Raw genomic sequence first — 13,174 nt, forward strand, 5'->3', positions numbered from 1 at the left:
AAGCTGTAACACTGTAACATTCGATTAAAGGAACAATTATGAATAAAGTATTTAAGCTCGGTGCTATCATACTTCCCTTGTTACTTATTCAAGGCTGTAGTAGCGATGACGATAACAACGCTCCAGTAACTGTAGATCCACAACCTGCCGTCTCAGTCTTTGACGCCGCACAGGACTCTGGAGAGTTCACCACTCTTGTTGCAGCACTAGAAGCAACCGGTCTAGATGAAACCCTTGATGATTTAACTACCAGTTATACTGTATTTGCCCCTACCGATGATGCATTTTCGTTATTAGGTGAAGAAACAATTAATAACTTATTAGCCGATACAGACACCCTAAGCTCAATTTTAACTTACCATGTTATCTCTGGCAGAGTAGATGCGCAAACAGCTATTAGTTTAGCGGGTACCACTGTTGAGACAGTCAACGGACAAAGCATTGCTTTATCTTTAAATGGTGAGAATTTATTAGTAAATACCAGCACAGTTACAATGACCGACATTGTAACCGACAACGGAATTATTCATGTTATTGATGCAGTGCTTACACCAAAAACAGTGTCAGAAACAGCACCAACCAATAATATTATTGAAACAGCTCAGCAAGCTGGTAACTTTAGTACATTACTTGCGGCTCTTGACGCTGCATCCCTTACTTCAGCACTAGCGGACGAATCATCAGAATTTACCGTATTTGCACCTACTGATGCTGCATTCGAAGCAATTGGTAGCAAATTTTTAAACACATTACTGGCTAATCCCACCGTTTTAGCCGATATTTTGAAGCAGCATGTGCTTGTAGGGTCAGTAGATTCTGTAACTGCAATGTCTCTTAACGGTCAATCAGCAGAAACGCTGCTGGGCAATACCCTTCCAGTGGCGATAAACGCAGAAACAAACATGCTATCGTTTGGCGGAGCAAACATTGTAGTTAAAGATATTATGACCAATAACGGTGTCATTCATGTAATCGATTCAGTTATTATTTCTGATGTTACTTTACCTCAAAGTACTAATACAATTGCTGACATAGCGAGCGCTGATGGTAACTTTACGACACTTCTCGCGGCTCTAACGGCAACAGGCTTAGATACACTAGTTGCCAATCCAGATAATACTTTTAGTGTATTTGCTCCTACAGACGCTGCATTTGCTGCGCTCGGACAGGATACAATTAATGCGCTACTAGCTGATACAGATACGCTTCGTGATATTTTGCTGTACCATGTTTTTTCTGACGCGACAGTTTTATCAGATGACGCAGTAAGTATTGCCAATAGCAACAGCAACAAGATAGAAATGGCCAATGGCGACATGGCAGCTATTTCTCATGTAGATAGCTCACTATTTATCAATGACTCAGCATTTTCAGAGGCAAATGTAATCGCTAGTAACGGCGTTATCCATATATTAAATAAAGTAATTATGCCACCGTCTGAAGTTGGTACCCCGACTAAAACAATTGCTACAGTGGCTACTGAAACACCTGCACTATCTACTTTAGTCACTGCACTGCAAGCAGCATCACTAGTAGATACCTTTAACGACACCACTCAATCATTTACGGTATTTGCACCGACAAATGCTGCATTTAGCAAAATCCCTACCGCTGATCTAGAGGCTTTATTGGCTGACACGACTGCATTAACAGGTGTGCTAACTCAACATGTGTTAGGCGCTCAAGTGGGCAGTACTGATGCATTTGCAGCTAATGGTAAAACGGTGACCACGCTTGCTGATAACATGCTAAGCGTAAACGTTGTAGACTTTACCAGCACAGAAAACACAGCAACAGATAGCATTGCTTACGATTCAACTAATAGTCGATTAGTAACGGGTATGGCTGATGCTATGCCAGGTAAAACAGTTTATGTGTTCGACAATGATTTAGGTGAAGCAATGAGCGCGTGTGAAGATGCATGTGCAACAACATGGCCGCCTGTTCTTGGTACTGCAGCGTCAAGTGGAAATGTACCCGGTTTATCATTGATTCCCCGCTCAGATGACAGCATGCAAGTCGCCTACCTTGGCCGCCCTTTATATACCTTCTCAGGTGATACGGCAGCAGGTCAAAATAATGGCCAAGCTGTGAACGATATTTGGTGGCAAGTAAGCTTACCAGCTACATCACTACAAGTAGCGGGTAGCAATGTAACAACCACTGATATTTATACCAGTAATGGCGTTGTTCACTTAATTGATACAGTGATCACAACGGCCAAATAAATTAAGTTTTACTGTGAGATAAGCCAGGAGTGATGATATTTACTCCTGGCTTTTTTATAAAAAATAGGCTTACTTATTAATACCTTGGGAGCTTGTTGGGTAACCAAAGACTACTTTTAACTTTGCTTTTAATCCCTTTGCTCTGTAAGTACTTTTAACGAGATGCTGCCACTGATGAAAGGTAATTTTAATCGGGTTATTACTGTGTAGTTGGCCAATAATTCCGTATTTACAAGGCTTGTTTTCATCCTCTTCTACATAAGTGCCAAATAACTTATCCCAAACAATTAGTACCCCTGCAAAGTTTTTATCTAAATAACCATTGTTAATAGCATGATGTACCCGATGATGTGATGGGGTATTAAATACGCTTTCAAACCAACCCAGCTTTTTTACCACTTGGGTGTGAACAAAAAATTGATACGCTAAATTAAGGGCAACTACGGCAAAAACAATCACAGGTTCAAAACCAAGTAATATCATTGGCATCCAAAACAGCCACATGCCCGCAAGCGGATACATTAAACTTTGTCTAAAGGCAGTAGTAAAATTCATTCTCGTAGAGCTATGATGTACTACATGCGCTGCCCATAACCAATGTATATGGTGTGATGCACGATGAAACCAATAATATAAAAAATCTTGCAGTACAAAGGCACCTAATATGGTCAATACTGTCAATTCAATATCAAATAACCGAAACTGATACAGCCAGTAAAAAAACGGCATTAGTACTATTAATGCAATAGCATCAGCACCTTGATGTAATAAAGCCAATAATGCATTGGCTAAACTGTCTTTTATATCGTAGTGACGCCTAAATTTAATAAACTCGATAGCAACAAACAGCAAAAAAATAGGGCTCAGTGCGAGTAAAATAATTTCAATGCTCATACAACACGCTCCTGAAAATAACGGGCTATTTTTTTAAGTGCTTGGCTAATATCTTTTTTTATAAAAAAAGCCAGTATAAAATCGGGTACCCAAAAAGGTGCAATGCAACTAATATGGTAATTAACCTCAGTGAGCGATGGTTCTTTGTTATTAGCATTTAAGTAAATATCACCACGATGCTGCGCAACGGGCTTGCTACCTATAATACGGTAACTAATATGACTGTTATCTGCAGCTATTATTTGCTCTTTAAAGGTAGTGCCTTGCATTTTTATTTCTCTAATCGTGCCTTTTCCGCCACTTATTTCACCCGGCTCTTGTGGTACTAGTAGTGTAAAGTGAGCATTAAAAAATCGTCCTAAATCAGAATGCGCTAGTAATACGCTGCGTATTTGCTCCGGCGTTGCTGCCACAGCTCGCTTAACCTTTATTTCTACCATGACCTTCACCCTATTATTTTTATCGATCACTAGCATATAAAAATATGCCGTGGCAAACTTGCGATTAGACGACTATTTTTTAGCTTTAGGCGACAAATGAAAACCTTAGCCGATCATTATTTTTGTAGCTGTTTGGATTATCTTGAAGCCCAAGGCTTAGCTAGCCAAGTGGCTTTAAGCGCTATTGATTTTAACGAGTATACCAATAAACAGTCACAACAATTGGCGCCGCGTATCAGCTTAAAAAGCTATAATGCGCTGCTTGGCTATGCACAACAGGCGTTAAACGATCCCTTATTTGGCTTTGAGTTAGGAAAACAAATACGCACCGCTGATTTTGGTGTATTGGGGTATTTAATTGAATCGAGTACTAATTTAGCCAGCGCTATTACTGCTCTACTTAATTACGACAGCCTAGTGGCTAATATTGGTCGCGCCAAGTTTGAGCAACAAAAAACACGGTGTAAAGTAACTTGGTTAGCCGATCCACAATGTAGTTCACAGGCTGTTTTACGAAATATGACCGCTTGGGTCAGCGTAGTACGCCAACTACTTAATCCTGAGCTTTCACCTAGCTGTGTGTATTTTTCAACACACTTTTCAAACACCGAACAACACAGATTAACTAATTGGTTTAATTGCCCAGTAAAAGCTGGCGCTAGCTTTAATCAAATCGAGTTTCCAAGTAATTACTTAACCCTGCCCTTTAAAACCGATAATAGCCAAATCAACGCAATGCTTAAGCAAATGTCAGAGCAACAGCTATCCCAGTTTAAAAGTCAGCAGTTATTATCAGAAAAAATTAATCATATTTTAATGGCAAAACACGACTTACAAGATTGCTCTTTGCTCAGGACAGCTGCGGCCTTAAATATGACGCCACGTACACTACAGCGCTATCTAAAAAAAGAGCAAACCACGTTTGCCGCGCTGCTTGAAGCAGAGCAAAAACGACGTTTATTAACTTATATTCACCACTATTCACTAAATAAAATCGCTTTTATGCTGGGATTTAACGATCAAAGTTCTTTTAATCGTGCCTTTAAACGCTGGCATCATTGCTCGCCTCGCCAATTTATAAAAAACAACAAGTAAACAATCTGCTTACTTAAAATATACATTTATCATGTACCTTATTAATGTTTTTCTTTACACTAGCGTTATAGTATTGCTTTAAAGACAATTATTTATGCTTTTGCGTATGGTGTTAACTGTTTTTGTATTGTTTTTTTATAGTGCGTTCTGCAACGCAACCCCTGTTACCTTCATCGCTGAAGATTTACCGCCTTATCATTTTAAAAACCCTCAAGGTGAAGCACAGGGCGCGCTGGTTGATATAGCTAAAGCAGTTTTAAATGGCACTGATTTAACAGCAAAGTTTGAAATAATGCCAATGGCTAGAATATTCCAACAGCAACGAGCCAATCCTAATGCCATAATAATGTCACTGCTAAAAACACCAAACAGACATCATCAATATAAGTGGCTAGGTAAAGTCTACTTTGCGGACGCATACCTAGTTAGTTTAAGTAACCACAAAGATGAAGTGATTCATTTAAATTTTGCTAAAGAGTACAAAGTAGCCACTATTCGCGGCTACTCTGCACAAGCTTATTTAGAAACTAAAGGCTTTACTGAAAATGAAAACCTAGTATTAGTCAGTTATTATCAGCAGCTCTGGAAAATGCTATATAAAGATCGTATCGACTTTGTTGTAACCAATACGCTCACACTTGAAAACGAATTAAAGCGCACGGGGCTCGACCCTAATTTAATTTCAAAACGCATCCATTTAGATGAGTTACCCTCTTCTTTGCATTTTGCAGCCAGTAATCAGTTTGACTCACACACAGCAAAAATTATTAGCGATAGGTTAAATGCCATCAAGGAAAGTGGTGAATATCAGCAAATTTTAAATAAATGGCAACTCCCTATGCCAAAAAACCTTTAATACTTAGCGGGCAAGGTATTCTGTGCTAAATAATTTTTTAATGAGGTAAACAAAGGTGCGGGCAAGTCATTAATATCGCACCAGCGCCACTGTAAACATTTGTGAGGTTCTTTATTTATAACCTCTCCGCCTTCATAGTCTGCTTTCACATATAAGGTAATATAATGTTTGTTCTCTGTGCTAAAAATATCGTTGGTAAAATCGAGTTTACGAATATTAGTGACATTAAGCCCTGTCTCTTCTACTACTTCACGCACAGCGCATTGCTCAACAGTTTCACCAAATTCTAAATGTCCACCAGGCGTTGCCCACGTATTCGCGCCATGTGCGCCTATCCGTTCACCGAGTAAAATTTTATTATCATGCATTACTATTACTGCAACGCCTACTCTGACCATTTGATTCATTCTTATATCCATTTACTCTTAATTAATGACTGAAACATTTTACATTAGTTGGAACTTTTTAGTTCTATACAATCATCACGTTGGCCAAAAACTAAAAGCATCGCTTACTATTTAATCGACCATAGTCGAATATCACTGCTGATAAAAAGCGCTTAGTTTAGTTAGGATAAATTTTGCTCAGGAGCCTTTATGTCAGGTGAATATAAACAACATTACAATGAATTTAAACAAGACCCGGCAGCGTTTTGGTTATCACAAAGTAAGCGACTACCTTGGTACAAGGCTCCAGAAACAGCATATACACAAGATCAACAAGGACTGCACCACTGGTATGCAGACGGCGAGCTTAACAGCTGTTTTTTAGCCGTAGATCAACATGTAATCGCTGGGCATGGTAATGAAACAGCGTTAATTTATGATTCACCGGTTACCAATAGCAAACGCTGTTATAGTTATTTACAACTACAGCAAGAGGTCGCTAAATTTGCTGGGTTAATGGAGTCTTTAGGGGTGATTAAAGGCGACCGCGTGGTGATTTATATGCCTATGATCCCCGAAGCCGTAATTGGCATGTTAGCCTGTGCCCGAATTGGCGCTATTCATTCTGTTGTGTTTGGCGGTTTTGCTGCGCATGAATTAGCGGTACGGATTGATGACGCAAAGCCCAAATTGGTACTCAGTGCCTCTTGCGGTGTAGAAGTAAATACCGTAATTGAATACAAAGAATTGCTCGATAGCGCGCTTGAAGCTGCTAACTATAAAGTTGAAAACTGTATTATTTATCAGCGTGAGCAAGCCACCGCACCGCTTATGCCCGAACGTGATATTGACTGGGCTGTTGCAATGCAAACAGCCGCACCGGTTGATCCCGTTGCGGTCAGTGGCGATCATCCGCTTTATATTTTATACACCTCAGGCACAACAGGGACACCTAAAGGTGTGGTACGTGAAAATGGCGGCCATGCGGTTGCCATGCATTACAGTATGGAAACCGTATACGGCATGAAACCCGGTGACGTGTTTTGGGCCGCCTCTGATATTGGCTGGGTAGTGGGCCATTCGTATATTGTGTATGCGCCGCTTATGTATCGATGCGCAACTATTTTATTTGAAGGAAAACCGGTTAGAACCCCCGATGCCAGTGCTTTTTGGCGCGTAGTAGAAGAATACAAAGTGAATGCCCTATTTAGTGCCCCCACTGCGTTTCGCGCAATTAAAAAAGAAGACCCCAATGCCGATGGGTTTAAACAATACGATACTTCAAGTCTGAAACGATTATTTTTAGCCGGAGAGCGTTTAGACCCACCTACCTACGATTGGCTTAAAGAAAAAACAGGCCTACCAGTACTTGATCATTGGTGGCAAACTGAAACCGGCTGGGCAATTGCGTGTAACCCTGTTGGCATTGAACACCTGCCTACAAAAGCGGGAAGTTCAACGGTTGCAACGCCCGGGTTTGACGTACGAATTTTAGATATGAATGGGGATGAATGTGCTCCTAATGAGCAAGGCGCGGTTGTTATTAAGTTACCTTTACCACCAGGCTGTTTACCGACAATTTGGCAAAATACGGCTCGTTTTAAGGTTGGTTATTTGGCCGAATACGATGGCTACTACTTATCTGGTGATGGTGGTTATATTGATGACGATGGCTACCTCTTTATTATGGGTCGTACCGATGATGTGATAAACGTCGCAGGGCATCGTTTATCCACCGGTGAAATGGAAGAAATTGTTGCCGCGCATCCAGCTGTAGCTGAATGTGCAGTATTTGGCATTAGTGACGCGCTAAAAGGGCAAAACCCGATGGCGATGGTGGTGCTAAAAAATGATTTCCATGGCTCACATAAAGAGGTAGAACAGCAATTGGTGCAAACCGTGCGTAATCAAATTGGTGCTATTGCGTGCCTTAAAAATATTATGTGTGTAGAGCGGTTACCCAAAACTCGATCTGGCAAAATTTTACGTAAAAACCTGCGGCAGTTAATTGATGGTGAAGAACTGCAAATTCCATCAACCATAGATGACCCAAGTATTTTTGAAGAGCTTAGCCAGCAACTCGAGCATGGTAAACTGTAACTACATAATGTAAAAAGTCTTAAATAGACTTTTTACATTGCAGCTGCTTAACTAACAATCAGTAATTAATAAAAGCGTCCTTATGGAGTATTAATGACAGGAACACGCGCACAGCTGCGAGATTTTTTACTGCAATGGTTTGGCGGTTATTTTCCGGGAAGCCCATTTTTATGGTACGACCTGATTGTATTGGCTTGGATTGCGCTATTTGCATTAATATTACAACTCATTTTAAGGCTGGTTTCTCAGCGTTTAGTTAAAAACCGCTTTAGCGAACAAGCTGCGCAACCCGATAGTAAAAGCCCTTTATATTCAGCAAAGAAGCTTGCTCGTAATATCTCATTTGTTTTACAAGGAGCGGTCGTTGTTATTCAGGCGCAACTATGGATACCCGAAGGCACCACGTTTTTGTATTTGATTAAAATGATCACCGATCAGTGGATCATTTTATTCGCCTTGCTTTCGCTGTTTTCGTTACTGGATATATTTCAAGCAATTTCTGATAAGCGCCCCTTGAGTGCTCACTTTCCGCTGCGCGGCTTTTTGCAAACAATTAAGCTTATTGCCAGTGTATTAACCGCCATTTTAGCCGTTTCGTTGTTGATGAATAAATCACCGTTAATTTTACTAAGCGGCTTAGGCGCTCTGTCTGCGGTGTTATTACTGGTATTTAAAGACGCTATTTTAGGATTAGTAGCAGGTATTCAGCTCTCTGCCAATAATATGCTAGCGGTAGGTGATTGGTTGGAAATGCCAAAATACGGTGCCGATGGTGATGTTATTGATATTGCGCTAACCACGGTAAAGGTAAGAAATTGGGATAAAACCATTACCACTATTCCTACCTATGCATTGATTTCTGACTCATTTAAAAATTGGCGCGGTATGTCAGACTCTGGTGGACGCCGGATAAAACGTAGCATTCATCTAGAAATGAGTAGTGTGCACTTTTTAGATGAAGTCGCACTTGTTGCTCTTAAAAAAGCTGAGCTACTAAGTAATTACCTTGAAAGTACGCTATCGACTATTAACGAGCAGAACACGACTAAAAAAGTAGATATGAGCTGCACTTTAAATGGCCGCAGGCTCACTAATGTGGGTACATTTCGTCACTATTTGGTGGCGCTATTAAAACAGCATCCGCATATTCATCAGGGTATGACCTTAATGGTAAGGCAATTAGCGCCAACAACCCAAGGGTTACCCATTGAGATTTACGCATTCACTAATACCACCAATTGGGGGGAGTATGAAAATATTCAGTCAGATATATTTGATCATATATTAGCGGTTTTACCCGCCTTTTCGTTACGTGCCCATGAGGCACCAACAGGAAGCGATATTCGTCAACTAATTAACCTGAACTCTGGTTAAGAGATTTACTAACATATTGAATCAAAATGATATTTATGTTTATTTTCTCTAGCCAGAGATTTTCAGTGAAAACAAGGCGAAATTACGCGTCAATAGCTAGTCTATTGCAAGTAAATTCAACGCAGTTAGCGCTCAAAATAGCTGCTTGAGATAATAAATCTAGCTCACGCAAAGTCAGTCTAAATACGCTTTAATTGTGCAATAAGCCACTGATGAATCTCGCTATTATTTGAACGAGGATGCCAGGCTGCAATCACCTTAAATGGCGGCGGTAATACTTCAATCTCCAATTGCTTTACCTTACTATTTGGCAATAACCGTGATGGGTAAAACGCAATTAAATCGGTGGTATTGAGTAAATCAGGCACTGATGAAAACCCAGGTACTGACATGACAATATTTCGTTTGTAGCCTTTATCTGCAAACCAGCGATCGTGCGATCCACGTAAATTTGCTCTAGATGCCGACACCACCAACTGCGGCCGACTCGCAACCTCAGATAAGCTCAAAGGCTGTGAAGATGTGGGCGCATGTGCGCCTGCAATACAAATATGCTGTTCTTCAAATAGGGTATCGTAAACTAAATTATCAGGAATAAATTCAACAAAGCTAATCAGTAAATCAAGCTCCCCTGCACTGATAAGCTGGTTAACGTTATCGGATGCGAAGTCTCGAACAATCAACTTTAAACCTGGCGCTTCACGGCGAGTAATTGCTAATAACTGGGGTAAAAGTGCAGCAATCGCATAGTCCGTAGCACTTATAGTAAAAACGCCTTGATAACTCTGCGGGGAAAACTGTGACGGCACCAATAACGCGTCTAGTTGACTCAGAATTTGATTAATTGATAGTTCAAGTGCCAGCGCTTTTGGCGTTGGCAGCATCGTATTGCCTTGACGAATAAACAGCCTGTCATCAAATAAATCGCGTAATTTTCGCAGCTGCTCACTAATAGCTTGCTGAGTTAGCCCCATTTTTTGTGCAACATGCGATACATTTTTTAATTTAAGCAAAGCGCTTAAAACTCGCAACTGCTTTATATCCAGCCGACCTATACCATTCATAATTGTATCTAAAACAAAAAAGTGTTGTTTCAAATTGTAGCTTTTAATCTCTATGCTCACCAGCATTGTTATTAGCGCTAAGCAGCATAGTTAATTTAAAAGGTATTAAAATGAGTCAACCGAGTAAAAATATCGACAGTTTATTTTCATCCATTAGTTTAGGGCCATATACCCTGAAAAATCGTATTGTTATGCCGCCACTTACCCGCTCACGCAGTACAGTACCTGGCAATATCCCCAACGAAGTAATGGCAACTTACTACGCACAACGTGCAAGTGCTGGCTTTATGGTTACCGAGGGCACTCAAATTGAACCCAGAGGACAAGGATACGCTTGGACACCCGGTATTCACTCTGCTGAACAAATCGTTGGCTGGAAAAAAGTGACTAATGCCGTGCATGCAGAAGGGGGAGTTATTTTTGCCCAGCTGTGGCATGTAGGCCGTGTATCGCATACTAGCCTACAACCAAATGAAGCCAAACCTGTTGCTCCCTCAGCAATAGCAGCTGATAGTGTGAAAGTGTTTATAGAAACAGGGCCAGCTCAGGGCGCTTTAGCCGATCCAAGTGAACCACAAGCTTTAACAACAAATGAAGTAAAAGAGCTTGTTGGCATGTATGCACAAGCTGCCCGTAATGCGCTAGAGGCTGGATTTGATGGTGTGGAGCTGCATTGTGCTAATGGCTACTTAGTAAACCAATTTATTTCTGAGCATAGTAACCAACGTGAAGATGAATACGGTGGTTCACTGACTAATCGCTTACGCTTTTTAAAAGAGATTGTTGCTGCGGTTAGTGACGTAGTTGGCGCTGAGCGTTTAGGAGTTAGATTTGCGCCACTATTTAGCAGTACTGATGAAACCCGTGTTTATTTAGGATTAGTAGAATCAGACCCTCAACATACTTATATAGAAGCCATTAAAGTACTTGAGCAAGCGGGTATTGCCTATCTTTCAATTGCTGAAGCCGATTGGGACAATGCTCCTGATTTGCCGGAGCAATTTTATCAAGTGGCACGCGCAGAATTTTCTGGACGTATTATTTACGCAGGTAAATACACAGTTGATAAATCTGTGGCAATGCTAGCTAAAGGTTATGGAGATTTATTTGCTTTTGGTCGCCCTTTTATTGCCAATCCTGATTTACCAGCGCGTATTAAACATAATTGGCCATTAAATGAAGCCGATGCTACTACTATTTATGGTGGCACTGAGCAAGGCTACAGTGATTATCCTCGCTACAAAAACGATTAGCAAAATGGCCATGGATGGCCTCTAAAATTGCTAAAAGCGCGATAATCCACTCTATCTAAACCTCCCAAATAAGTCTTATCACTGTTTTTACCTTATCGAAAATATCATACATTTGGTTAAAAAATGTCGATAAAAGTCATTTAAATTAGTTTTAAAGTATTGTTTTTAAATAATTAACAAGCATTAAAGTAGTAATATTTCTCAATATGAATACAATAAGCCTTTATTTTTAGACATCGGTCTTTGGAGCATAGGTTGTTAAAATTAGCAGGAGTTAAATCAACTTCTTTGAGCCTTTTAGGTCTATGTGGCTTATTTTTATTATTAATTCAGTTTCAAGCTCAATGGCAAAGTAAGCTCTCCCTTATTAATAATCTTGTTTATCCATTACTGATTATTACTGCTGTATTTGCTACTCAGTTTAATCGAAGTCGAGTTGCACTACTTTGCGCATTTTGGGTACTTTATTTATCTTCATTAGACTACGCTTTACCCTGGTCTGACTGGCTCAAAGCGCAACCTGACTGGACCTTATTATGCGCTACAAGTTTATTAATGCTATTGGCAGTTATAAAAGATAGAGCGCTCTTATCAATACACACAGTAACTCGCAGTTTACTCGTTATTGTCTGTGGCGGTGCTGCATTTGCTTGGTTAGCACTGAGCCAACACTTGCAAGAACTAACAATACAATCTTCTTTTTATATTCAGCTGCTTCCTTATTTACCCATTGTTTTACCGCTTTCAATAATTGGCGGCTTGCTTATTTGGCAAAGCTTAAGAGCCCATAACCTGACTCAAACCGCCTTATTAATTACTTTTATTGTGTGGTGCCTTAATCAGCAACACATTATTGATTTTCCTTGGTCTGTAATAGCCGTGCTTATGGCTTCTTTGTATTTATTGGCAGTAAGTACAGACTCTTATTATTTAGCCTATAGAGACGATTTAACCAGCTTACCAACGCGGCGAGCACTTAATCAGCTTGCTTTATCATTAGGTCGAAAATACACCGTTGCTATGCTCGACATTGACCACTTTAAAAAATTCAACGATACCTATGGCCACGATATTGGCGACCAAGTGTTAAAGCTAGTGGCGGCTAAAATGGCTGGCGTTAAAGGGGGTGGCAAGATTTACCGCTATGGCGGAGAAGAGTTTACAGTGGTGTTTCCACGCAAAACAGCTGAGCAATCAATCCCTGAACTAGAAACACTGCGTGAAAATATTGCCACCTACGACATGGTGATCAGAAACCCAAAACGCACCGATAAAAAATCTCGCAAAGGTAAACAGCCAAGTGACCACAAAACGGTAAACGTGACGGTTTCTATTGGTGTAGCGCAAAGAGCGGCAAAACAAAGCTTTGATGAGGCATTAAAAAATGCCGATTTAGCCCTTTATAGAGCTAAAAAGAAAGGCAGAAATAACGTAAGCGAGTAATACTTTTAACGTGGCACGCTAACTTAATAATGGCGTGCCCA

11 protein-coding genes are annotated in these 13,174 nt (G+C 40.4%); 7 read left to right on the top strand and 4 right to left on the bottom strand.

Going from position 1 to position 13,174, the window contains the following annotated elements; genetic code table 11:
• Window positions 1–38 precede the first annotated feature (38 nt).
• Window positions 39–2,228 carry a fasciclin domain-containing protein gene (locus AC0L7Q_RS12785; RefSeq protein WP_409423823.1) on the top strand — a complete coding sequence of 730 codons (2,190 nt, stop codon included), beginning with the start codon at window positions 39–41 and terminating at the stop codon, window positions 2,226–2,228.
• Window positions 2,229–2,297: 69 nt separating this feature from the next.
• Here AC0L7Q_RS12785 and AC0L7Q_RS12790 read toward each other — a convergent pair whose 3' ends face one another.
• Together AC0L7Q_RS12790 and AC0L7Q_RS12795 are read right to left on the bottom strand one after the other, a co-directional pair.
• The gene (locus AC0L7Q_RS12790; protein ID WP_413400744.1) at window positions 2,298–3,122 is read right to left on the bottom strand and encodes a sterol desaturase family protein; all 825 of its coding nucleotides are present in this window, start codon (window positions 3,120–3,122) and stop codon (window positions 2,298–2,300) included.
• The gene (locus AC0L7Q_RS12795) at window positions 3,119–3,562 is read right to left on the bottom strand and encodes an SRPBCC family protein (RefSeq protein ID WP_409423825.1); all 444 of its coding nucleotides are present in this window, start codon (window positions 3,560–3,562) and stop codon (window positions 3,119–3,121) included. Before AC0L7Q_RS12795 ends, AC0L7Q_RS12790 begins: the two co-directional genes overlap by 4 nt.
• Before the next feature lie 96 nt (window positions 3,563–3,658).
• Here AC0L7Q_RS12795 and AC0L7Q_RS12800 point away from each other — a divergent pair, with 96 nt between their 5' ends.
• Complete coding sequence (locus AC0L7Q_RS12800) at window positions 3,659–4,657, top strand: AraC family transcriptional regulator ligand-binding domain-containing protein (protein ID WP_409423826.1); 999 nt, start codon at window positions 3,659–3,661, stop codon at window positions 4,655–4,657.
• A gap of 94 nt (window positions 4,658–4,751) precedes the next feature.
• The gene (locus AC0L7Q_RS12805) at window positions 4,752–5,513 is read left to right on the top strand and encodes a substrate-binding periplasmic protein (protein WP_413400745.1); all 762 of its coding nucleotides are present in this window, start codon (window positions 4,752–4,754) and stop codon (window positions 5,511–5,513) included.
• Here the strand turns inward: AC0L7Q_RS12805 and AC0L7Q_RS12810 are convergent.
• Window positions 5,510–5,920 carry a nucleotide triphosphate diphosphatase NUDT15 gene (locus AC0L7Q_RS12810; RefSeq protein WP_409423827.1) on the bottom strand — a complete coding sequence of 137 codons (411 nt, stop codon included), beginning with the start codon at window positions 5,918–5,920 and terminating at the stop codon, window positions 5,510–5,512. The two genes, AC0L7Q_RS12805 and AC0L7Q_RS12810, sit on opposite strands and share 4 nt — an antisense overlap.
• A 189-nt stretch (window positions 5,921–6,109) precedes the next feature.
• Here AC0L7Q_RS12810 and AC0L7Q_RS12815 point away from each other — a divergent pair, with 189 nt between their 5' ends.
• Both AC0L7Q_RS12815 and AC0L7Q_RS12820 read left to right on the top strand, forming a co-directional pair.
• A complete protein-coding gene (locus tag AC0L7Q_RS12815; RefSeq protein WP_409423828.1) occupies window positions 6,110–7,999 on the top strand; it encodes an AMP-binding protein in 1,890 nt (629 codons plus the stop codon).
• Between the two features lie 93 nt (window positions 8,000–8,092).
• A complete protein-coding gene (locus AC0L7Q_RS12820; protein ID WP_409423829.1) occupies window positions 8,093–9,373 on the top strand; it encodes a mechanosensitive ion channel family protein in 1,281 nt (426 codons plus the stop codon).
• Window positions 9,374–9,552: 179 nt separating this feature from the next.
• Here the strand turns inward: AC0L7Q_RS12820 and AC0L7Q_RS12825 are convergent, their stop codons facing one another.
• Window positions 9,553–10,437, bottom strand: a complete 885-nt coding sequence (locus AC0L7Q_RS12825) for a LysR family transcriptional regulator (protein ID WP_409423830.1) — start codon at window positions 10,435–10,437, stop codon at window positions 9,553–9,555.
• A 110-nt stretch (window positions 10,438–10,547) separates the two neighbouring features.
• Between AC0L7Q_RS12825 and AC0L7Q_RS12830 the strand changes: the two genes are divergently transcribed.
• Complete coding sequence (locus AC0L7Q_RS12830) at window positions 10,548–11,690, top strand: alkene reductase (RefSeq protein WP_409423831.1); 1,143 nt, start codon at window positions 10,548–10,550, stop codon at window positions 11,688–11,690.
• A 255-nt stretch (window positions 11,691–11,945) separates the two neighbouring features.
• Entirely contained in the window at window positions 11,946–13,133 is a 1,188-nt protein-coding gene (locus AC0L7Q_RS12835) for a GGDEF domain-containing protein (RefSeq protein ID WP_409423832.1), read from the top strand.
• Window positions 13,134–13,174 lie beyond the last annotated feature (41 nt).

It is taken from the genome of Pseudoalteromonas sp. KJ63-1, assembly GCF_055808145.1.

Bases quoted from the DNA above. Each gene is read 5' to 3' on its own strand.
- AC0L7Q_RS12825 (WP_409423830.1), bottom strand. From the start codon at position 10,437: ATGAATGGTATAGGTCGGCTGGATATAAAGCAGTTGCGAGTTTTAAGC.
- AC0L7Q_RS12810 (WP_409423827.1), bottom strand. From the start codon at position 5,920: ATGAATCAAATGGTCAGAGTAGGCGTTGCAGTAATAGTAATGCATGAT.
- AC0L7Q_RS12785 (WP_409423823.1), top strand. From the start codon at position 39: ATGAATAAAGTATTTAAGCTCGGTGCTATCATACTTCCCTTGTTACTT.
- AC0L7Q_RS12815 (WP_409423828.1), top strand. From the start codon at position 6,110: ATGTCAGGTGAATATAAACAACATTACAATGAATTTAAACAAGACCCG.
- AC0L7Q_RS12820 (WP_409423829.1), top strand. From the start codon at position 8,093: ATGACAGGAACACGCGCACAGCTGCGAGATTTTTTACTGCAATGGTTT.
- AC0L7Q_RS12795 (WP_409423825.1), bottom strand. From the start codon at position 3,562: ATGGTAGAAATAAAGGTTAAGCGAGCTGTGGCAGCAACGCCGGAGCAA.
- AC0L7Q_RS12805 (WP_413400745.1), top strand. From the start codon at position 4,752: ATGCTTTTGCGTATGGTGTTAACTGTTTTTGTATTGTTTTTTTATAGT.
- AC0L7Q_RS12790 (WP_413400744.1), bottom strand. From the start codon at position 3,122: ATGAGCATTGAAATTATTTTACTCGCACTGAGCCCTATTTTTTTGCTG.
- AC0L7Q_RS12800 (WP_409423826.1), top strand. From the start codon at position 3,659: ATGAAAACCTTAGCCGATCATTATTTTTGTAGCTGTTTGGATTATCTT.
- AC0L7Q_RS12830 (WP_409423831.1), top strand. From the start codon at position 10,548: ATGAGTCAACCGAGTAAAAATATCGACAGTTTATTTTCATCCATTAGT.